This window comes from Lysinibacillus sp. NPDC093210, from assembly GCF_044753985.1.
In the GTDB taxonomy this organism is placed as follows: Bacteria; Bacillota; Bacilli; order Bacillales_A; family Planococcaceae; genus Lysinibacillus.
Map to the genome: position 1 here is coordinate 68746 of NZ_JBIVOE010000004.1, position 21875 is coordinate 90620.

The 21875-nt window shown below is 39.6% G+C and carries 18 protein-coding genes and 1 riboswitch; of the genes, 3 read left to right on the forward strand and 15 right to left on the reverse strand.

The window, feature by feature from the left end:
• Positions 1-62: 62 nt before the first annotated feature.
• From ACIP9C_RS11785 to ACIP9C_RS11855, 15 genes are all read right to left on the reverse strand, one after another.
• Positions 63-695, reverse strand: coding sequence for a TetR/AcrR family transcriptional regulator (locus ACIP9C_RS11785; protein ID WP_173478637.1), 633 nt, complete (start codon positions 693-695; stop codon positions 63-65).
• A gap of 3 nt (positions 696-698) precedes the next feature.
• Positions 699-1835, reverse strand: a complete 1137-nt coding sequence (locus tag ACIP9C_RS11790) for an acyl-CoA dehydrogenase (protein ID WP_401010798.1) — start codon at positions 1833-1835, stop codon at positions 699-701.
• A gap of 103 nt (positions 1836-1938) precedes the next feature.
• Positions 1939-3072: an acyl-CoA dehydrogenase gene (locus ACIP9C_RS11795; RefSeq protein WP_401010800.1), complete on the reverse strand. Its 1134-nt coding sequence runs from the start codon at positions 3070-3072 to the stop codon at positions 1939-1941.
• Between the two features lie 198 nt (positions 3073-3270).
• Positions 3271-4122 (reverse strand): 3-hydroxybutyryl-CoA dehydrogenase, encoded by an 852-nt coding sequence (locus ACIP9C_RS11800; RefSeq protein WP_401010801.1) that lies wholly within the window; start codon positions 4120-4122, stop codon positions 3271-3273.
• Positions 4122-5327: an acetyl-CoA C-acetyltransferase gene (locus tag ACIP9C_RS11805; protein ID WP_401010803.1), complete on the reverse strand. Its 1206-nt coding sequence runs from the start codon at positions 5325-5327 to the stop codon at positions 4122-4124. The genes ACIP9C_RS11800 and ACIP9C_RS11805 overlap by 1 nt, the downstream gene beginning before the upstream one ends.
• A gap of 200 nt (positions 5328-5527) precedes the next feature.
• Complete coding sequence (locus tag ACIP9C_RS11810; protein WP_401010805.1) at positions 5528-7762, reverse strand: (Fe-S)-binding protein; 2235 nt, start codon at positions 7760-7762, stop codon at positions 5528-5530.
• 384 nt (positions 7763-8146) lie between these two features.
• Positions 8147-8710: a cob(I)yrinic acid a,c-diamide adenosyltransferase gene (locus ACIP9C_RS11815; RefSeq protein WP_401010807.1), complete on the reverse strand. Its 564-nt coding sequence runs from the start codon at positions 8708-8710 to the stop codon at positions 8147-8149.
• Between the two features lie 13 nt (positions 8711-8723).
• The gene (locus ACIP9C_RS11820) at positions 8724-10184 is read right to left on the reverse strand and encodes an adenosylcobinamide amidohydrolase (RefSeq protein ID WP_401010809.1); all 1461 of its coding nucleotides are present in this window, start codon (positions 10182-10184) and stop codon (positions 8724-8726) included.
• Positions 10181-11182 carry a FecCD family ABC transporter permease gene (locus tag ACIP9C_RS11825; protein WP_401010811.1) on the reverse strand — a complete coding sequence of 334 codons (1002 nt, stop codon included), beginning with the start codon at positions 11180-11182 and terminating at the stop codon, positions 10181-10183. The genes ACIP9C_RS11820 and ACIP9C_RS11825 overlap by 4 nt, the downstream gene beginning before the upstream one ends.
• A complete protein-coding gene (locus ACIP9C_RS11830) occupies positions 11179-12147 on the reverse strand; it encodes an ABC transporter substrate-binding protein (protein ID WP_401010813.1) in 969 nt (322 codons plus the stop codon). The genes ACIP9C_RS11825 and ACIP9C_RS11830 overlap by 4 nt, the downstream gene beginning before the upstream one ends.
• A gap of 196 nt (positions 12148-12343) precedes the next feature.
• Positions 12344-12527, reverse strand: a riboswitch (cobalamin riboswitch).
• 337 nt (positions 12528-12864) lie between these two features.
• Positions 12865-14532 (reverse strand): acyl-CoA dehydrogenase family protein, encoded by a 1668-nt coding sequence (locus tag ACIP9C_RS11835; protein ID WP_401010815.1) that lies wholly within the window; start codon positions 14530-14532, stop codon positions 12865-12867.
• Positions 14533-14534: 2 nt separating this feature from the next.
• Positions 14535-16037: a class I adenylate-forming enzyme family protein gene (locus ACIP9C_RS11840; protein WP_401010817.1), complete on the reverse strand. Its 1503-nt coding sequence runs from the start codon at positions 16035-16037 to the stop codon at positions 14535-14537.
• Positions 16030-16419, reverse strand: coding sequence for a MerR family transcriptional regulator (locus tag ACIP9C_RS11845; protein WP_340821019.1), 390 nt, complete (start codon positions 16417-16419; stop codon positions 16030-16032). Before ACIP9C_RS11845 ends, ACIP9C_RS11840 begins: the two co-directional genes overlap by 8 nt.
• Positions 16420-16833: 414 nt before the next feature.
• The gene (gene argS, locus ACIP9C_RS11850) at positions 16834-18501 is read right to left on the reverse strand and encodes an arginine--tRNA ligase (protein WP_401010819.1); all 1668 of its coding nucleotides are present in this window, start codon (positions 18499-18501) and stop codon (positions 16834-16836) included.
• Positions 18501-18932: a YwiB family protein gene (locus tag ACIP9C_RS11855; protein WP_401010821.1), complete on the reverse strand. Its 432-nt coding sequence runs from the start codon at positions 18930-18932 to the stop codon at positions 18501-18503. Before ACIP9C_RS11855 ends, argS begins: the two co-directional genes overlap by 1 nt.
• A 163-nt stretch (positions 18933-19095) precedes the next feature.
• Here ACIP9C_RS11855 and ACIP9C_RS11860 point away from each other — a divergent pair, with 163 nt between their 5' ends.
• From ACIP9C_RS11860 to ACIP9C_RS11870, 3 genes are all read left to right on the forward strand, one after another.
• The gene (locus tag ACIP9C_RS11860; RefSeq protein WP_401010823.1) at positions 19096-20205 is read left to right on the forward strand and encodes a GGDEF domain-containing protein; all 1110 of its coding nucleotides are present in this window, start codon (positions 19096-19098) and stop codon (positions 20203-20205) included.
• 160 nt (positions 20206-20365) lie between these two features.
• Positions 20366-21307, forward strand: coding sequence for a threonine ammonia-lyase (locus ACIP9C_RS11865; protein ID WP_401010824.1), 942 nt, complete (start codon positions 20366-20368; stop codon positions 21305-21307).
• A gap of 174 nt (positions 21308-21481) precedes the next feature.
• A complete protein-coding gene (locus ACIP9C_RS11870; RefSeq protein ID WP_401010826.1) occupies positions 21482-21694 on the forward strand; it encodes a RidA family protein in 213 nt (70 codons plus the stop codon).
• Positions 21695-21875 lie beyond the last annotated feature (181 nt).

Sequence of the window (21875 nt, forward strand, 5' to 3'; positions counted from 1 at the left end):
GAAAAAAATCGGTAATTGCAATGTCGCGTTATGCAATTACCGACGAACCCCTTTGGAACTTATTAAAACCCCTTAATGCCTGAAATGAACAATGTTGTTTGCATTTCGATATACTCGTCAAGTGAATGTTGACGATGAAGCGCCCATTTGCGGAACGCCCAGCTTTGTCCTTGAACAACTAAATTATTCGCTGCCAAATGAATTTGCTTATCAGTCATCGTTAGTTCCCCTGACTGCACACAGCGTTGTAACAGCCTTTCAAAAGTGGCAACCATCTCAAACTCTTTACCGAAAACATAACGCTGTGCTTCTTTGGATAATGATTTCGTTTCCTGATACATAATTGTTAATTCATCAACCATACTATCAATTTGTAAGAAATACTCACGAATCATTTCTTTTAACTCTTCTATCGTACCTGCTTTTATTTCATAGCTTGATAGTCGCTCCATCGCATGGTGATAGATGCTATCACAGACGAGGTAAAGTACATCTTCTTTCGTACGAATATACTCATATAATGTACCAATACTAAAACCTGCTGCTTTTGCAATTTCTCTTGTTGTAGCACGATGGAAACCTTTTTCTTTAAATAATTTAATGGCACCTTGAATCATTTGTTCTCGGCGAATGGCAATGAGATTTTCGTCTTTCACGGTTGACTGGACTTGGGGCCTTTTGTTTTTTTCTGTCATAAATTATTTCGTCAACATACGTGAGATAACAAGACGTTGAATCTCTTGTGTACCTTCGTAAATCTGTGTAATTTTTGCATCGCGCATATAGCGCTCTACTGGATAATCTTTCGTATAACCATAACCACCAAAGACTTGAACCGCTTCAGTTGTGACGCTCATTGCTGTATCACCAGCCATTAACTTAGCCATTGCCGATGCCTTACCATATGGAAGGCCATTCGTCTCTAACCAAGCAGCTTGGTATGTAAGAAGACGAGATGCTTCAATTTGTGTTGCCATATCAGCTAATTTAAAGGAAACACCTTGGTTTGCCGTAATTGGCTTACCGAATTGTACACGCTCTTTTGCATAGTCAACCGCAGCATCTAATGCACCTTGAGCAATCCCCACAGCCTGTGCAGCAATGCCGTTACGACCACCATCAAGTGTTGTCATCGCAATTTTAAAACCTTCTCCTTCAGCCCCAAGTAGGTTTTCTTTTGGCACACGGCAGTTATCGAAAATAATTTCTGTTGTTGGTGATGAACGAATTCCTAGTTTTTTCTCCTTTTTACCAACAGAAAAGCCTTCGAAGCCAGCTTCAACGATAAAAGCAGAAGTACCGTTTTTCGCTTCTGGATCTGTTACAGCAAATACGATATATGTATCTGCTACTCCACCATTTGTAATAAAAATCTTTGAACCATTTATAATATAATCATCGCCATCACGTTTTGCATATGTTTTCATACCACCCGCATCAGATCCAGATCCTGGCTCTGTTAAGCCATAAGCACCGATATGTTTGCCCTCTGCCATTGGTCGAAGATATTTTTGTTTTTGTTCTTCATTGCCAAATTTATATAGTGGCCAACCAGCAAGGGACGTATGAGCTGATAATGTTACGCCTGTAGAAGCACATACACGTGATAATTCCTCAACAGCAATTACATAGGCAAGATAGTCAAAACCTGCACCACCGTATTCTTCTGGCCATGGAATCCCTGTTAAGCCTAACTCAGCCATTTTGTCAAAAATTGCACGATCAAATTCCTCATTTTCATCGCGCTCCGCTGCTGATGGTGCTACCTCGTTTAAAGCAAAGTCGCGAATCATTTCACGTAATTGTTCATGTTCTTCTGTTAATTGAAAGTTCATTGTCCATTTCCCCTTTAATTTTAATGAATTTCATCTAAGACTTCATTGGATTCCTTATAAACACGTGTGCATTAAACAAACTCTTTTACAATGGTGCTCTCTATTAAATTAAATGTTTGCTAATAACGAGTTTTTGTATTTCACTTGTACCTTCATAAATTTCAGTCACTTTGGCATCACGGAAATAACGTTCTACCGGATAATCCTCAGTGTAGCCGTAGCCTCCAAAAATTTGTACAGCTTCAATCGCTGTTTGTACGGCTGTGCGCGAAGCGAATAGCTTTGCCATCGAAGCTTCTGCTCCACATGGTAAACCTTTCGCACGTAAATCAGCTGCTCGATACACAAGCAGTTTTGACGCTTCCACGGCAGTCGCCATATCGGCAAGCTTAAAGCCGACTCCTTGTTGTGCTGAAATAGGTTTACCAAATTGCACACGCTCTTTGGCATAGCTAGTTGCTGCTTCAAGTGCCGCTTCAGCAATTCCTAAAGCTTGTGCTGCAATTCCTATCCGTCCCACATCCAAATTAGCCATTGCTATTTTGAAGCCTTCCCCTTCCTCCCCAAGAAGGTTTCCAGCTGGAATTCGACAGTTATCAAATGTTAATTGGACTGTACGTGAACCATGTAGGCCCATTTTATGTTCATCCTTACCAATAATTAAGCCCGGTGTGTCCTTTTCAACAATAAATGCTGAGATGCCACGTGTTTTTTCAGCTTGATTGGTTGAGGCAAAAACGATATAAACATCCGCTTCGCCTCCATTTGTAATAAATACTTTTGAGCCGTTAATAACATATTCATCACCATCACGCATCGCTTTTGATTGTAGTGAGCCTGCATCTGAACCTGCGCCTGGCTCAGTTAAACAAAATGCCCCTAAATATTCACCCGCTGCTAATTTCGGAACATAACGCTTTTTCTGCTCATCATTACCAAAATAAATAATAGGATTCGTACCTACTGAAGTATGTACTGATAAAATAACTCCCATTACCGCACTAACTTTTGATAGTTCATTGATAGCGATGATGTATGATGTAAAATCCATCGCAGAGCCACCTAGTTCTTCTGGCGTTGTGATCCCCATTAAACCTAGCTCACCCATCTGTTGCAGGAGCTCACGTGGAAACTCTCCTGCCTCCATACGTTCTACCCACGGTGCAATCTTCTCTTGTGAGAAACTTCGCACCATATCACGCATCATTAACTGCTCATCTGTAAATTGTAAATGCATCTATAATGTCACCCCTCTATGCTGTCACGTAGCATTACATTTTAATTTGATTTAGCTTTCACCCTCTAGCCGAATCAAATAATAGTCCACGGCGTTTGTCATAGATTTTATAACGCTTTTCGAATAGACTCGAAATAATCTGGACAAAATTACGCCGCGACGTAAGTAATTAATTTGAATCTTCCCATCCCCATAGGACTATTCGTAAACGTAAAAGCCTCTTCCTGATTTTTTACCAAGCCAGCCTGCAGCCACATATTTTCGTAATAAAGGACAAGGTCTGTACTTACTATCACCTAAGCCTTCATGTAAAATTTCCATAATTGATAAACATGTATCTAAACCGATAAAGTCTGCTAATGTTAAAGGTCCCATTGGATGATTCATGCCAAGCTTCATAACATCATCGATTGCTTCCTTCGTTGCAACACCTTCATACAACGCATAAATTGCTTCATTTATCATTGGCAGTAATATACGGTTTGCAATAAAGCCTGGGAAGTCATTTACTTCCACTGGTGTTTTTGATAGCTGTACAGTCATTCCTTCCACAGCTTTGTAAACTTCGTCAGTTGTAGCTAAACCTCTAATAATTTCGACAAGCTTCATGACAGGTACTGGATTCATAAAGTGCATGCCAATCACTTGCTCTGGTCTGTTTGTGACAGCTGCAATTTCTGTAATTGGAAGCGATGATGTATTTGTTGCTAGAATGGCGTGTGCCGGTGCAATTGCATCTAATTGCTTGAATATGGATTGCTTTACTTCCATGTTTTCAACAGCTGCTTCGATAATAATATCTACATCACTAGCATCCTTTAAATCTAGTGACATCTTGATGCGACCCAAAATAGCCGTTTTTTCATCTTCGGTTTTACGGCCTTTTTCGACATCACGCGTTAAGTTTTTCGTAATAACGCCTAAGCCACGCTCAAAAAACGGTTGTTTTATATCATTCAATAAAACATCATAGCCTGCCTGCGCACAAACTTGTGCAATTCCTGAGCCCATTTGCCCAGCACCAATCACCATTACCTTTTGGATTCCCATCATTCATGTCCCCTTTGTTTTGGTACTTCAATCATGATTGCATCGCCTTGCCCTCCACCAGAGCAGATTGCCGCAATACCGATTCCTCCACCACGACGCTTTAACTCATGTGCTAGTGTTAATATAATGCGTGCACCAGAAGCGCCTATAGGATGGCCAAGTGCCACTGCACCACCATTAACATTTACTTTTTCTGCATCTAGGTCAGCAAGTTGGTTACTAATAAGAGCCACTGCTGCAAAGGCTTCATTGATTTCAATGACATCGATGTCAGCTAATGCTTTACCCGTCTTTTTTAGTAGGCTATTAATAATAAGACCTGGTGTTTGCGGGAAATTTTCTGGATCAATTGCAATCTCTGCATGCCCAATAATAACGGCAAGTGGTTCTCTTCCTTCACGCATCGCACGTTCTTCACTCATTACAACGAGTGCACATGCCCCATCATTGACGCCTGGAGCATTGCCAGCTGTAATTGAACCATCCTTTTCAAAAGCTGGTTTAAGTTTAGCAAGCACATCCTGTGTAGTACCTGGTCTTGGTGCTTCATCAGTATCTACTACGAGCGGCTCACCTTTACGCTGTGCAATTTGCACAGGTACAATTTCCTCTGCAAAATAGCCTTGTTCAATTGCGGTAAGAGCACGTTCATGACTGCGAACAGCCCAAGCATCTTGTTCTTGACGACTTAATGAAAATTCAATTGCAGCCTTATTGCCATAGCTCCCCATTGGTGGTCTTGCCTCATTAAAGGCACAAGTTAACCCATCATAAAGCATTCCATCTACCATTGTTGAATCGCCCATACGTAGGCCAGTTCGACCATTTAGAAGATAGTAAGGCGCGTTTGACATGGACTCCATACCGCCAGCAATAATGACTTCTTCGTCCCCTAAACGAATTAACTGATCGGCTAAAGTTACAGCGCGCATCCCCGACGCACAAACTTTATTAATCGTTTCTGTTTTGACTGCTACAGGTAAATCTGCTTTTAGGGCCGCCTGTCTTGACGGTATTTGTCCTTGCCCACCTTGTAAAACAGTACCTAAAATCACTTCATCCACTGCATCTGGTGCTATATTTGCTTTTTCAAGTGCACCTTTAATGGCAATCGCACCTAAATCACTTGCGTTAAGTGCGGAAAGTGATCCAGCAAATTTACCAAATGCCGTTCTTGCTCCTGCTAAAATTACAGCTCTATTCAAGTAAAACACCCCTTTTGTTTTACGTTTCTCGATGAAGCATCAAAGCAATCTTCATTGACTGAACGCTCGCTCGACTCTTCCCGATAAAAAAATGGGAGTTATTAAGCAACTCCCATTTCTAATTAATCTTATTCTACAAAACAATTAATTATTGTGCAATTTATATTTTTCAGATAAAGAAAATATTTCTACAATAATTATTATTTTTCTGCGTTTAGCTCTTCATTCTTGTTTTGCTCCGGAGACTCCACTGAAGCTACTACTTCTTCTAGCATCTCTTCTGTTACTTCTTCGTCACTCTCTATAACAGCTTTTACTTTTTCTCCAAACACAGAGCGCTCTAATAATTCTGCCACATCGAACGTACTAATCGTATCTTCAACCTCTTTTGCCTTCGTACCATCCTCTAACATCGTTAAACAGTATGGGCATCCCGAAGATATTACGGAAGCGTTTGTTGCTAAAGCTTGCTCTGTTCGCGCAACGTTGATGCGATTACCGACATGCTCTTCCATCCACATTAAGCCACCACCTGCGCCACAGCACATTGCCGTTTCTCGATTACGTTCCATTTCCACAAGCTTGACGCCTGGAATGCCTCGTAAAATTTCACGTGGTGCATCGTACACATCATTGTAACGGCCTAAATAACAAGAGTCGTGGAATACAATTGTTTCATCGACTTCATGATTCAGTACTAAACGATTTTCCTCTATCAATTCATTTAGTAGTTCAGTATGATGATAAACTTCGCCTTTCCAACCAAAATCTTGATATTCATTTTTAAAGATATTATATGCATGCGGATCAATCGTTACAATTTTCTTCACATCATTTTTCTCAAATTCATCGATATTTGCTGTCGCTAGCTCTTGGAATAAAAACTCATTTCCTAAACGACGTGGTGTGTCTCCAGAGTTTTTCTCTTTATTTCCTAAAATAGCAAACTTCACGCCCGCCTCGTTTAATAGACGACAGAACGCTAGTGCAATTTTTTGTGATCGATTATCAAATGCACCCATAGAGCCTACCCAGAATAAGTACTCCATTTCTTCGCCTGATTTTTTCAATTCTTTCACTGTTGGAATATTGATCGTTGGATCTAAGTCACGCCAGTTTTCTTTTTCTTTTCGATTTAGACCCCAGGGATTTCCTTGACGTTCTATGTTTGTCATTGCACGTTGAGCATCAGAGTTTACTTTCCCTTCCGTCATCGTTAAGTAACGACGTAGATCAATGATTTTATCGACATGCTCATTCATAACTGGACATTGATCTTCACAGTTACGGCAAGTTGTACATGCCCAAATCTCTTCCTCTGTAATAACATCACCAATTAATGAAGGGCTATAAATATCTTCAATAACTGCACCTTCAGCACCAGCTGCCATTGCAAGCTGATTACCCTTTGTATTTGCAAAAAATTGATATGGCACCCACGGTTTTTGCTTTGTTACAACCGCACCTGTGAACGTTAAATGGTCACGAAGCTTAACGATTAAATCCATTGGTGATAGCATTTTCCCTGTTCCTGTTGCAGGGCACATATTTGTACAACGACCACATTCTACACAAGAATATAAATCAAGCATTTGCTTTTGTGTAAAATCTTGAATACGTCCTACACCAATAGATGGGATATCATCTTCATTTTCAGCATTTTCACCTGCTTCTTCAAGCGCCTCGAAGTCAATCGGTGTCAATGTACCTGTGCGATCTAAACGATTCATGTACACATTGAGTGGACTGACAATCAAGTGGAAATGCTTCGATTGTGGCACATAAATTAAAAACGTTAGTAAAATTAATAAATGAGCCCACCATGCAATATAGAAAATAGTCGCTGCTGCCGTTGCTGGTAAAAAGCCAAAAATAGCTGCAATGCTTGAAGCAATAGGCTCAGTATACGTCAAACCTTCTCCATGCCAGATAAGGCCCATACCGTTTGCTAATAATGTTGAAAGCATTAAGCCTCCAATAAAAATTAAGACAAGACCATTTTTCCAGCCTCGTTTTAGACGTACTAGTTTTTCTACATAGCGGCGATAAAATGCCCATACTACCGCTACTAAAATCATTAATACTACTAGCTCTTGGAAGAAAGTGAATACACTATAGAACATGCCAAGTGGTAAATGCGAACCAGGAGCTAACCCCTTCCAAATTAAATCGATGGCTCCTAACTGAACCATTAAGAAGCCGTAAAAGAACATAACGTGAATTAAACCACTTTTAGGATCCTTTAATAGCTTATTTTGACCAAACACATTCACCATTAAATAACGAATACGTTCTTGGACACTTTCATCAAACTCAACCTTTTTCCCCAGTTGTACGAATTTATAGCGTGTTTTTAACAGATAGATAAATAACCCTACTGCATAAAGCACAACCACGACTGTTAGAACAATGTTTGCAATAACTAATGGACTCATGGTTGGTCCCCCCTTTTAGTTTGTCGTAAATTCTCTCTCTTTGTGTTAAATTTTCTAGCTCATACGTAAATGTATGATATTCCACCACTATATTCACATTCTAATAAATGAGTGAGCATTCAGTCAACATTAAAACAAAAATATTTCTGATAATTTTATATTCTTACATTTTATAAGGAAAAAAGCTACCCTGAATTTTCCTTCAAAGTAGCTTTTTTGTATTTTAATTTCTCGTAACTAGCTCTTTTTCTTATAATTACTAGTGTTCTCTGTAATAAATTTCACTTAAAATATTTATTTAATAAAATGATTATTTACATCGTTACACTCCAGGCAAATGCTTGCCACAGGCAGGCTCGAGCCACTATTGTTTAGAAAATCAACTTATTTTTTAAACACTTTCCCACTGCGAATATATTCAATATCAGGTAAATTTAAACGAGCATTAACAACACGTGCAGCGGCGAATAAATAATCTGATAAACGGTTTAAATACTTTTGCACAATAGTAGGCACATCTGGAACTTCTTTCATTAGCGTTACCATTTGACGCTCTGCTCGACGGGCAACAGTTCGTGCAATGTGTAATGTTGCAGCTGCAGGAGCCCCTCCTGGTAATATGAATCGCTCTAATGGTGGAGCTTCATCAGACAATGCATCAATACGAGCCTCCAATACTTCAATCGGTGCTTCCGCTAGCTTGTAATGACGCTCCTTCATAACATTGGCCAAATCTCCACCAGCATCAAAAAGCTCATGTTGAATTGTTTCTAAATCAACTAAAATGTCTTTGAATAATTCGCGATCTAATTCGCTCACTGCCTTGCCGATAAAAGAATTTAATTCATCAATTGCCCCGTATGTTTCAACCCGTAGACTGTCTTTGTCAACACGCCCACCTATTAAGCTTGTTTTCCCTGTATCGCCTGTTTTCGTGTAAAGTTTCATCCCTTTTTCACTCCTATGCGTTATTTTTATAATTTTGTATTGCTTGTATCGTCGTCTCATAAACGCCTTTACCAATAATCTTACCGACATCTGTAATAGGACCACCATAGCGCATTTCCTCACCCTTTTGCGTTGCCGCAATAAGTAAGCTATCTGTCGCAGTGCCCGTTGCAATTGTTTCACTACGATAATCGCGAATGTTTTCCATTTGCAATGCCTTTGTTTTTGCTTCATTTGCAGTCATCAATGCTTGAAAAAATGCCTCTTCTGACAAACAACCATTGATGATGACCCACGTATTAATAGTACCAATATATGGCGTATCCTGTCTTTCGTGTGTGCGAGAGACATCTACAGCATTTCCAACACCCGCAGTGACAACGACAAACACACTACCGAAAGAAGCGCTATATTCATTTAATGCATAGAGTTGTGTAGGAACAGCGGTTAACATGACAACTGTGCTAGTCGGCGAAAAATGCTCTCTTTGTAAAAAATCTGTGACCTCTTGTTTCACATTATCAATAACATAATCTCCTGGTACAGAGCGATTTAATAGGCAGTCATACCAGCCTATTCCAGGATTATGAACAGCTGAAGAAACTGTTTTGAGCGGGACATTTGATTTCAGTTGGATATAATCTGTTGTTACTTTAAAATCTTCTTTTACAATGACAGCTCGTTGCTGATATTCACTTGATGATGGCATGATTGTAATTTGCGGTTTAGGTATTTCTGGATGGGCATAGGTTGTCACTCTTGCCTGATAAACGTCCTCAATTTGAGACGCTATTAATACTTTATGTGGTGCACCTAAAGCGCGTACACAGCCGCTTTCCATTAATAACAATTCATCGCAATAGAGGGATGCTAAATTCATGTCGTGTAGCACCATAATAACAGTTAAACCACATTCAATTGCTTCCTTACGCACCATATCTAAAATTTGACGTTGATGCGCAATGTCTAGGTGATTTGTCGGCTCATCTAGCAATAATACTTCCGCTGCTTGCGCTAAAGCTTGTGCTACAAAAACCCGTTGTTGCTCACCACCTGATAAAAACTCCAGTGATGTATGCTCATAGCGTGTGACGCCCGTTTGCTCCATGGCATATTGAACTGCTTGCTCATCCCTCTCTGACCAATGAGAAAAAAATCCAGTTTGATGTGGATAACGGCCGAGTGATACTGCCTCCCGTACTGTATTTGAAAATGCATTGGCATGTAATTGGGGTAGTACAGCCATCTTTTTTGCCAACGTGCGCGGATTATATGTTTTAATATTTTTGCCATCCAATAAAACAGTCCCTGCCGTTGCTGATAATACGCCACTAATTACTTTCAATAATGTTGATTTGCCACTTCCATTTGGCCCTAAAATGCCAAGAACTTTCCCCTTTTCTACCGTAAAACTTACATCCTTAACGATTGGTACGTCCTCATAGCCACCTGATAGATGTTCAACGATAATCATACACGTACCCCCTTGCTTCTACGCTGCTTATAAAAAATATAAGAAAAGACAGGTGCACCAATAAATGCAGTAATAACACCTATCGGTAGCTCACGTGGGATAATTATCGTACGCGCCACTAAATCGCAAATGATAAGTAATGTTGCACCATTCAAAAAAGATAACGGCAATAAATGACGATGATCTGAACCCCAAATCATACGAGTCATATGCGGCACAACTAAGCCGACAAAGCCGATTGTTCCTGAAACAGCAACTGCCGCCCCAGTAAGCATAGAGCCTCCTACTAAAATTAAATATTTGCTACGCTTTACATTGACACCTAAATGCTTTGCTCGTTCCTCTCCATATAGCAGAACATTTAGCTCGCGTCTTTGCGTCCATAAAATAATAGAGCCAATGACCACAAATGGGGTAATCATTTGTACATACGGCCATCCTCGCATCGAGACTGAGCCTAGTAACCAGCCAATCACTTGTCGAAGTTCTTCACCTGATAACGCTATCATTAGTGAAATGAGCGAGCCTAAAAATGAACTAAAAATAACTCCCGTTAAAATAAGTGTCTCCATTTTCAGAGAACGGTCTACTATTCTGGCAAAGCTCATCACAGCTACCATCGTTAGTACAGCCCCTATCATACTGAGCGTTGGCAATGCATACAAACCGACAACTGGTATAGAGATGCCGAAAAATAATGTCATGACAGCACCGACTGACGCTCCTGAAGATACACCAAGCGTATACGGATCTGCTAACGGGTTTTTTAACAATCCTTGAAAGGCTGCCCCTGCAATCGCCAACGATGCACCTACAAGACCTGCGAGCAATACTCGCGGCAAACGAATTTTCCATAAAATATTGGCAGCAGTTTCATCTGCCGCTTTATTCCAAAAAACTTCTAACGGAATATGAACCGAGCCTATTGATACGCCACACCAGATGCTAACGATAAGTAACGTAATGGCTGTTACATAGGCAAAAACTGTTTTACTCACTCAAAAGCCTCAGGATAGATGGCTTTCGCTAACTCTTCAAGCCCATCAGCTAACCGCGGGCCCTGACGACTTGTCGTATTTTCATCTACTTGCACAATAGTCTTATTTTTTACAGCCGTAATTGTCTCAAAGCCTGCACGTTGTGGAATTTTCGTTAAAATATCGGGCACATAATTATAAGTGACCACGATGACATCTGGATTTTTTGTAATAATTTGTTCTGCATCAATTTTGAACCAACCGTCCGTATCAGCTGCGATATTTTCAGCATGTATCATTTCTAGCATCTCCTGCATAAACGTGTCCTTGCCAGGTGTGTAGATTTCTGGTTCATCTGATGTTTCTACAAAGACTTTTTTCGGCTTTACGTCCTGTAATTTTGCTTGGACTTCCTCAACCTTTGCTTTCATATTGACAATAATTTTTTCTGCCTCTGGTAGCTTACCAGTGGCGCGACCTAATTGCTCGATCGTCGTATATGTCTCATTAAAATCACTAGCGTTTGTCACAACAAATACTTTAACACCCGCTGCTGCCAACTGATCCATCGCTCCCCCTAAAGAAGCTATACCTGATTCATGTGCAAAAACGATATCTGGCTGTAAAGCAATAATTTTTTCTATATTAAATTCCATACTGCCGACCTTTTCCTTGTCAGCAACCTCTGGTGGATAATCATCATAATCATTTACACCGACGATTTTATCATTTAAGCCAAGTCCAAATAATATTTCTGTGTTACTTGGAATAAGAGAAATTATTTTCTCTGGCGGTGCTTCTAGTACAATATCTTTGCCAGTAGCATCTGTTATTGTTAGCGGGAACGTTGCTTCTTCTAGCTGTTTTGTATCCTGCTGGTCCTGCTGCTCTGTTGTTGTTTTGTCGTTTTTCGGCTCTTCTCCACATGCTGCTAGAATGCCCATTGCTAAAAATGCTGATAACCCTATTTTCCAATACTTTTTCATTGTGAGACCTCCTTAGATTGTATGTGCATTTTTCAGCTCTGTTCACTTGATTGATCGATAGAATGTTGGCAACTTATTGCCTTTATGTTCAATTATTTATCGTCAGTAGCTTTCCAAAACAAAAAAACCCCCTCGTCATCATAACGAGAGGCGGTGCTTGCACAAAAAAACCACCATCCTATCCTCGTAGGCTGCAATGTATCGTTCTATAAAGGCAGGTCTCCTGGCTCGTGCTCCAAATGCTTTTTCATGCCTTCCCAAAAAAATTCAGTGGCATAGATTGAAAAAACTCACACTTACAGTGGCGGGACCGCATCGGAATTACACCGATTTCCCTTTTCACTTTACTTTAGTAAAGAACCTTTATAATATTCAGTTGATTTTATTATACATGAAAATAGAAATAGATAACGATAAAAAAAGAGACCCTGTATTAGCGTCTCTTTTTTATGATCGTTGATTTCCGCTGTGTGCGGACCCTATACGCTTCAATCAATTAGTATAATGCTTTGGGTGGCTGGCACTTCATAGAACCTAACATAATGTCGACTCCTAAATCAGAAAAATCCACTTCGCTTTCCGAGGACACACACTTAAGCCACAACCCTCGCTGTCGCGCGGTTTGTTGAGGCTTACATTGCATACGTTCCCGCAGGAGTCTACGTATATTTTTACTAATAACAAAATTTTCGAAATTGTTTGTGTGCCTGGCACCCGCTACATAATTTCCGAAAAATATTGCACAGTTTTCATCGGTGCGCCTATTTCGCGTAATGCCCATGTATCTTCTAAATAAATCTCTGCTAGCTTTTCATACTTGCCGCCAAATTTGACTGCCCATTCGACTGCCACTACACTTTCATATAAATGGGCCATTTTTTCGGCTACTTCCTTTGCCTCGTACGACTTCGTAGCCTCATCCAAACGACTAAAGACTTGCAATGTTGCTTCGATATTCTTCAGTTGCTCGCCTACAATTTGTACTAATGAACGATCAGTTAACTTCGTCAATCGCTCGCGCATTACATGGACAAATAATTCATGGGCATTAAATTTATCTACTAAGCGAATAAGCTCAAGTGCTAAAATGTTAGCCGTACCTTCCCACACCGTAAGTACTTGAGCATCTCTAAGTAAACGTGGTGTTACAAAATCTTCGATATAACCGTTTCCTCCATGCAATTCAATTGCTTCGCTTGCGTAATGTACCGCCTGTTCAGCCGTTTCTTTTTTCATGATGGCGATATTCAAACGATTAAGAATGATGTCCTGCTCATTCCCCTGACCACTCGTTACCTTGTCATATAATTGAATAAGATCAAAAACAGTAGCTACCTCTACATGTAACTTAGCAGCATATTTCCCTAATGTATCCTGAATCATTGGGTATTGAATTAAAGGTTGCCCGAACGCATTACGATTTGTTACATAATGCTTCGCCTCTAAATAGCCTCGACGCATAATACCAATGGAAGCAACGGCGTTACAAATTCGAGATAAATTAAGAGCCTCTAACATATAATAAATTCCTTTATTTGGCTCTCCAACGACATACGCAAGTGCACCATCGAATTCCACCTCACCTGATGGCACCGCTCTGACTCCGAGCTTATCCTTTAAACGTCGAATGCGAAGGTGGTTAACTTTGCCGTCATCTTGACGCCAAGGTACTGCAAATAATGTTAAACCTTTCGAACCTGCTGAAGCGCCTTCAATACGTGCTAATACCATTGCCACACCACACATTCCAACGTTGGATGCAAAGTACTTCTCTCCATACAAACGATAATGACTGCCATCCTGTACAGCCTCTACAACATTTGCGCCAACATCTGAGCCTCCTTGCCGCTCCGTTAAAAATGTTGCTCCCTCATATAGCTCTGTATCCCCTGTTGCACAAACATGTGGTAAAAACCTGTCCTTCAACTCATCACTCGCATAATGATCTAGCAAATAAGCTGTTGCCATCGTTAAGGTAACTGGACAATAGAAGCCAGGCTCTGCATGTGACAGTAAATAGCCTTGCGCAAAGCTATACACATAATTCCCCCTTCTACCTAACTGTGGAATTTCCTTATGCACATAGCCAACAATCCCAGTGTTATAAGTTTCTTCAATCGTTTTTTTGTAGCCTTCATTGACCCAAATTTCCGATATGTCCTCACCATAAGCATTATAGCGTTGCAGTTTGGGCTCTCCCTCTCTGTCCGTATGCTTCGCTCTCACGTCGATGTCATTTGCACAAAGCTCGCCGAAATCCTTTAACTCTCGCTGAGCATAGACTAGAAGTTCTTTATCTAGCATCATTTCTAATAGTTTGTGTAGTGTCTCATCCTCTGTGAAAAAGTTAGTTGTCCGATTTGCATCTTGCTGTAACACTTTCATATTTATCTCACCTCTTGTTCCTTCAACGATTGTTTTAATATTTTTCCAGACGCATTTCTTGGTAGCGCTTCCACTCGTTCAAATAAGCGTGGAATTTTATATTTTGCTAGATGCTCCTCTAAATACGCTTTTAGTGCACTATCATTGATCTCTGCCTTTGCAGCATACACTGCTTTTACGGTTTCTCCCCATTGCGGGTGAGGGACACCAATAACAGCCACCTCAAAAACCCCTTCATAGCTTAAAAGAAAATCTTCAATCTCTTTCGGATAAATATTGACACCGCCTGAAATAATAACATCCTTTTTGCGATCTACAATCCAAATATAGCCGTCTTCATCTTTCCGAGCTAAATCTCCTGTTTTCAGCCATCCATCTATAAATGCTGCCTTTGTTGCTACTTCATCCCTGTAATATCCCATCATATTGCCTTCTCCGAATAACACAACCTCGCCCACTTCATTCACTCCGACATCTTCCCCGTTGTCGTTAATAATACGAAGCTCCGTCCCCAGAGGAGCACGCTGCCCGATACTCCCCGCCTTTGCTTTATGCTCTTGTCCGAACAATAAGGAACCACTTGGCCCAGCCTCTGTTAATCCATAAACACATGTTAGATTTTCTGTTCGGAAAGCTTTTTGTATATGGCAAATTTCATTTTGTGATAAAGGTGCACCTCCGTAAACCCACCATTTCATCGAAGATAAATCCGCTGTTTGCAATCTCTTTGTTTGGGCAGTTAATAAATAGGCAACCGGAGCCCCAAAAAAATGCGTCGTTTTTTCTTGTTCAATCGAATCTATCAATAAATCTGGTGTGAATGTTGGCGTTAATACATTCGTTGAGCCAACAAGTACGCCAGCCATTAAAAATAAATGCAATGGTGCTGAATGCGTTAACGGCATCATAAGGAGAATGCGACTTGTAGGCTTTACTTCCATTTCTACTGCAATCATCTGGGCCACAGTTAAAATATTACGATAGCTAAACAGTACGCCCTTCGGTTTTCCTGTTGTGCCTGATGTATATAAAATCGTCGATGCATCGTCTTCATTTAACTGACAATCAATTGGTTGTGTACTGGCATGTTGTATTAGCGTCTCATAATGAAGCCACCCTGCCTCCACCTGTCCTGTTTTAATTTTCAACGGCACGACATTGATATGCTCGACCGCAGCAAAAATAGCCTCATGCACTAAAATAGCTTTAGCCTCTGCATGCTGTGCAACATATTCAACCTCCTGCAATGTAAATTTGGCATTTACGGGAACGACAATTGCACCAATGCGTTGAATCGCAAAATAGCTAACAACAAACTCTACAATATTTGGCATAAAAATAATTACTTTATCGTCTGGACGAATACCCAGTTCTATCAAAGCATGACCGAGTCGAGTCACTTGCTCATCTAATTCACGATAAGTCACTCTTCTTCCATGACAAACAACAGCTTCTTTTCCAGCATACTTTCGGGCATTTCGTGCTAACAAATTTGAACTATTCATCGTGCATCTCTCCCTTTAAAGTTAATAATTTCTCACTAAACATGCCATGTAATTGCAGTAATTCATTTTTCATTTGTGTAAGCTCGGCTATTTTACTATCAATTTCTTGAATTTTTTGATCTCCATATGCCACAGTACGTTCCAGTTGTTGTATTCCTGAACGATCAAAATCAAAAAGCAACACCATTTCCTTGATTTCTTCTAATGAGAAACCATAACGCTTCCCCCTAAAAATAAGCTTGAGCTTCGCCATTTCTTTTTTTGAGAAGGTGCGTTGATTAGTAGCCGAACGATGAGGACATAGAAGCCCAAGCTCCTCGTAATAACGAATGGTACGTGTAGACACATTAAATTGCTTCGCTACCTCCTGAATCGTTTTCACGTCAGCTCCTCCTTCACAATTTTCATCAGTATATCATTAACGTTAACGTAAACTTCAACAGAAAATTAGAAATAAACAGAAAAATTAACACACAAAGAAGATAAAAGTGTCAGGCACTCAAACAATTCAGAATTTTGACGTTAAAATATCTTTAATTTCTAAGTAAAAATCTGCGTAGACTCCTGCGGGAACACACATAACGTAAGACACAACAAACCACGCGTAGTGAGGGTTGTGGCTTACGTCGTGCCTACGGGGTTTTTACGATTTTAGAAATGAATTTTATGGTAGGTGTCTAGATGAAGTGTAGATGAAGTGTCAGGCACTCAAACAATTTTATGTTGGCGTGATGCACGGAACACGTCACCGAAAAAAACCCCGACACGCGATTGTGTCGGGGTGATAAAAATCATATTACATTTTTTCTGGTGCAGATACGCCGATTAGACGTAAGGCGTTAGCAATAGTAGTACGTACAGCCGTAATAAGTGCTAAACGTGCTTCTGTTAGCTCTTTATTCGAAGCATCTAATACTTTTTCAGCGTTATAGAAGCTATGGAACGCAGCTGCTGTATCTTGAATATAGTTTGCGATACGGTGCGGTGTACGGTGTTTTGCTGCATCCGCCACTACTTTCGGGAAATCACCAATTTTTTTCAATAAATCAATTTCTTTTTCAGCAGTTAACAGACTTAAGTTAGCTGTTGATGTAGCAAAGCCTTGTTCAGTTGCTGAACGTAAAATTGAAGAAATACGCGCATGCGCATATTGAGCATAATATACTGGGTTTTCATTTGATTGTGATACCGCAAGATCAAGGTCAAAGTCCATATGCGAATCACCAGCTGTTTTCACGAAGAAGTAACGCACTGCATCTAATCCAACTTCTTCAACAAGCTCACGCATCGTTACGGCATTTCCAGTACGTTTCGACATTTTAAATTTCTCGCCGTCTTTATATAACTGAACCATCTGAATAACTTCTACTTCAAGTGTGTCACGGTCATAACCAAGTGCTTGAATAGCCGCTTTCATACGTGGAATATAGCCGTGGTGGTCAGCTCCCCAGATGTTAATTAGTTTATCAAAGCCACGAACAATTTTGTCTTCATGGTAAGCAATATCAGGTGTTAAATATGTGAAAGATCCATCATTTTTTATTAATACACGATCTTTATCATCGCCAAATGTTGTTGAACGGAACCAAGTAGCGCCATCTTCTTCAAAAACATGGCCATTTGCTTTTAATTTATCTAATGCTACTTCGATTTTGCCGTTTTCATATAATGATGTTTCAGAATACCATACATCAAAATTCACGCGGAAATTCGCTAAGTCTGTTTTCAATTTATCTAATTCTAATGCTAGACCATGTTGACGGAAAAATGCAAAACGCTCTTCATCAGATTTTGATAAAATCGAATCGCCATGCTCACTCGCTAATTTACCTGCAATATCGATAATATCCTGACCGTGATAACCATCTTCTGGCATATCTGCAGCAAGACCTAAAGCTTGCTTATAACGCGCTTCTAATGAATAAGCTAAGTTATTAATTTGATTACCAGCATCGTTAATATAGTACTCACGAGATACTGCATAGCCAGCCATATCTAAAACATTACACAATGAATCCCCTACAGATGCTCCACGTGCATGACCTAGGTGAAGGTCGCCTGTCGGATTTGCTGACACAAACTCTACTTGTACTCTTTCACCAGCTCCTGCGTTTGAGCGTCCATAATCCGCACCTTGCTCAAGGACTGCTGTTACAACACCTGCTAAGAAATCTTTACGGACAGTAATATTCATAAAGCCAGGACCTGCGATCTCAATTTTTTCGATATCAGTACCTGTAGTTTCTAAGTTTTCTAAAATTGCCTCAGCAATTGCACGTGGTGGCTTTTTAGCTAGTTTCGTTAATTGCATTGCAATATTCGTTGCATAATCACCGTTTGCTTTATCCTTTGGTGTTTCTAAGTGAATCGTTAACTCTGTGCCAGCTTCAACTAAGCCAGCTTTTTCAACAGCCTGTGCAATCGCCGTCTTAATGGCTTGTTGTACTTGTTCTACTGCGTTCATCATTGTACCTCCGTAAATGTAATGTCTAATGTATAATTGCCAACATTTTGTCCACCCATTAGTAAATCATACTGCACATGAAAATCTCCACGCATTTCATGTCTAGTAAATAACATGTTTTTCGTTTGAGTCACGAGTGGCATCGAACCAAATTCACTTTCATAATGGCCTATTTGTTGTTCAAAAATATTGAGTGGTAAGCGCATTTTCACTGCTCCTGCGCGCATAATAAGTGCCCGTTCTTTGTCTAACTTCATCGTCGTGCGGATTATTTTTTCATCCTGCATCTCTTCATATTTTAAATATAGGGAATCTGCTTTATTTATTAGCTGCCCATTTAACCACATTTCAACGGTTTCGGACTCCCCATCAATCGGACGAATCGTCGAAATGAGCTTAATGTTCACCTGCGATTTATCTTCGTTCACCATCATGGACGCTCCCTTTTATTCTTTTTTCTATAACCTTTTTATTATAGGATGAATGTCTACTTTTTTTCAAGATAGAAGTGAGTAATGTTTTCAAGCATTGGCAGACAAAGTGAAAAGATTTACTATTATTTATAGATCTTCGAGAAAGGAACTACAATTATAGATGTTACTTCACATTTTTGTCAGCTTTTGTATTACCTTTACATTAATCATTTTAACGTATTGGCCATTTACTCATCCGGCTCGAGGACAATCACTAATTAAAGATTTTAAGCCCATTTTGGTGGGTATTTCTTTTGGTCTAACAGGTCTTATACTAAGTGGCATTTCGTTAAACTATTTGAACGGAACACTCATAAACATCCATATTGTCCCTCTTCTTTTTAGTGGACTTATTGGTGGACCGTGGTCGATTGTTATTAGTGGCATAATAATGGCAATAGGAAGCTTAATCATCATCCCTACACAAGAAGTACTATCGATAACAAGTTTATCAAATATTAATTTATTAGTAATTTCTATTGTTCTTGCGCTTATTGCTTTAAAAAAGCCTATTACTTTTCACACATTAACAGCTTATTTTTATAGCTTGACGATTGAAATCACTGTGATGTTAGTTCTTATTGTCACTTTACCAGCAATACTAAAAATAAAGATTATTTTAGGATTTGTTGCCTATGCCCTTTTTACATTTTTTACAATTTTCACTGTTATTAAACGTTTACAAGCGACAAGTGAAAAAGTACAGCTAACCTACCATCTTAAAGAAAAGGACTATTTAACGCAGCTCCCAAATAATTTGGCCATTCGATCCTTTGCGCAAGGAATGGTTTTAGAAACGGACCATTTTTCAGTGCTCCATTTTGACGTTGATGATATGAAAGATATTAATATCAAGTATGGCCATTTAGCTGGTGATGGTGTTATTAAACAACTCGCCACAATCATTAATGATTATGTAGAACCTATAAACGGTATAGCTGCACGAGTTGCAGGAGAGGAATTTTATATTATATTAAAGGATGCCCCACCAGCCATCGCTCTCTATCATGCTGAGAAACTGCGACATCAAATTGCACTTCATTCTTTCAACACCAATACTGAGCAAACTACGCCATTAACGGTTTCCATCGGTATTAGCTCAAGTCCTGATAACGGTGTGGAGTTTGATGAACTTGCCATTATCGCGGCACAAGTTACAACTGATATAAAAGCTTTTGGTGGCAACCGAGTATTACACGCTAATAATATCGACTTCCACAATGAAAACTAATATTTGGGTCTACTACACGAGAATCTGCGAAAGTAACGTAACGCAGATTCTTTTTCTTTTTTCCCTTCACTAATAGTCGTTGACAGATATTCACTATAACACTACATTTATATTATAATTTCAGAATTTTCAATCCATTAATAGAAATGAGGATTGCTGTATGTTAACACTTGAGAATATCCAAGCTGCCAAAACGAAAGTTGCGCCTTATATTTATGAAACACCTGTTGTTCGCTTACATGGACTCGATGAACTGTTAAATTGCAATGTTTCGATTAAACCCGAAAATATGCAAAAAACAAACTCCTTCAAATTGCGTGGTGCCCTGAATAAACTGCTCTCGATGCCACTTGAACAATTACAACAGGGCGTTGTTGCGGCCTCATCAGGTAATCATGGTAAAGGGGTTGCCTTCGCAGCAAAACTATTAAATATTCCAGCAACAATCGTTTTACCCGATTCAGCACCAAGTATTAAAGTTGAAGGTATTCGAGCACTAGGTGCAAACGTTGTACAATGTAGGCTTGCCGAAAGAAACGATATAACGGAAAAACTTAGCTTAGAACACGGATATGCCATCATTCACCCTTATGATGATTATGACATTATGGCTGGTCAAGGGACAGTAGGATTAGAAATTTTAGAACAACTCCCTCAGGTTAATGCAATCGTTATTCCAATTGGCGGTGGTGGGCTAATAAGTGGTGTCGCAACTGCGGTAAAATCTTTAGCACCTCATATTAAAATCATCGGCGTGGAACCAGCTGTTGTATCACGCTATGCTGATAGTTTAATTGCCGGTGAAAGATTACTTTTAAAAGAGCAAAAGTCTTTAGCAGATGCACTCTTACCTTTACAGCCTGGTGAGCGAAACTTTCCCATTGTTCAAAAGCTTGTCGATGATATTGTTCGTGTAGACGAGGCTTCAATCGTTAGCGGAATGCGGACATTACTACTTGAAGGCAAAATATTAGCTGAGCCCTCCTCTGCCATTGGTATCGGGGCAGCTCTTCATGGGAATTTACCAATTTCGAAAAACGATCATGTTTGCTTCCTTATTTCAGGTGGCAACGTTGGGTTAAATCAATTACGTAATTTATAAGGAGGCTAACATTATGAAGCAAATATTTATCAACCAAGAACCTATCGGGCATTATTCACCAGGAATCATTAGTAACGGGAATTTGTATATTTAGGGGCAAACTTCAGTAGATCCGACTACCGGCAAACCAGCAGAAGATGGCATCCACGCTGAAACATTAATGGCTCTAAAAAAATGGAAGTTGTACTGCAAGCAAGCGGTGTTACAAAAGAGGCTGTTGTGATGTGCCGAGTTTATATTACTTCCTCTAATTTATGGGTAGATGTAAATGAAGCCTATGCACAATTTTTCCGCTCCCATAAACCTGCTCGCGCCATTATCCCCATTAAAGAATTAAGCCACGGCTGCTTAATTGAATTAGAGGCCATTGCTGAGCTTTACGGTTAATTCTATTGTGGAAAAAACATTCAAAACACTTACTTTTTCAGTTCACAAAATTACTATCTTAGACCGACTAAATAATTTTATAATTTTCAAATTATTGACCGCAAAATAATTGAAATAATAGTTTTAATTATGATATTTTTTAAGTAACTCGAGTATAAGTAAATTTGTTATAACAAATTAT

Excerpts from the sequence above, each read along its gene's own strand:
- ACIP9C_RS11785 (WP_173478637.1), bottom strand. The coding sequence starts at position 695 with ATGACAGAAAAAAACAAAAGGCCCCAAGTCCAGTCAACCGTGAAAGAC.
- ACIP9C_RS11790 (WP_401010798.1), bottom strand. The coding sequence starts at position 1,835 with ATGAACTTTCAATTAACAGAAGAACATGAACAATTACGTGAAATGATT.
- ACIP9C_RS11795 (WP_401010800.1), bottom strand. The coding sequence starts at position 3,072 with ATGCATTTACAATTTACAGATGAGCAGTTAATGATGCGTGATATGGTG.
- ACIP9C_RS11800 (WP_401010801.1), bottom strand. The coding sequence starts at position 4,122 with ATGGGAATCCAAAAGGTAATGGTGATTGGTGCTGGGCAAATGGGCTCA.
- ACIP9C_RS11810 (WP_401010805.1), bottom strand. The coding sequence starts at position 7,762 with ATGAGTCCATTAGTTATTGCAAACATTGTTCTAACAGTCGTGGTTGTG.
- ACIP9C_RS11815 (WP_401010807.1), bottom strand. The coding sequence starts at position 8,710 with ATGAAACTTTACACGAAAACAGGCGATACAGGGAAAACAAGCTTAATA.
- ACIP9C_RS11820 (WP_401010809.1), bottom strand. The coding sequence starts at position 10,184 with ATGATTATCGTTGAACATCTATCAGGTGGCTATGAGGACGTACCAATC.
- ACIP9C_RS11830 (WP_401010813.1), bottom strand. The coding sequence starts at position 12,147 with ATGAAAAAGTATTGGAAAATAGGGTTATCAGCATTTTTAGCAATGGGC.
- ACIP9C_RS11835 (WP_401010815.1), bottom strand. The coding sequence starts at position 14,532 with ATGAAAGTGTTACAGCAAGATGCAAATCGGACAACTAACTTTTTCACA.
- ACIP9C_RS11840 (WP_401010817.1), bottom strand. The coding sequence starts at position 16,037 with ATGAATAGTTCAAATTTGTTAGCACGAAATGCCCGAAAGTATGCTGGA.
- argS (WP_401010819.1), bottom strand. The coding sequence starts at position 18,501 with ATGAACGCAGTAGAACAAGTACAACAAGCCATTAAGACGGCGATTGCA.
- ACIP9C_RS11855 (WP_401010821.1), bottom strand. The coding sequence starts at position 18,932 with ATGGTGAACGAAGATAAATCGCAGGTGAACATTAAGCTCATTTCGACG.
- ACIP9C_RS11860 (WP_401010823.1), top strand. The coding sequence starts at position 19,096 with ATGTTACTTCACATTTTTGTCAGCTTTTGTATTACCTTTACATTAATC.
- ACIP9C_RS11865 (WP_401010824.1), top strand. The coding sequence starts at position 20,366 with ATGTTAACACTTGAGAATATCCAAGCTGCCAAAACGAAAGTTGCGCCT.
- ACIP9C_RS11870 (WP_401010826.1), top strand. The coding sequence starts at position 21,482 with ATGGAAGTTGTACTGCAAGCAAGCGGTGTTACAAAAGAGGCTGTTGTG.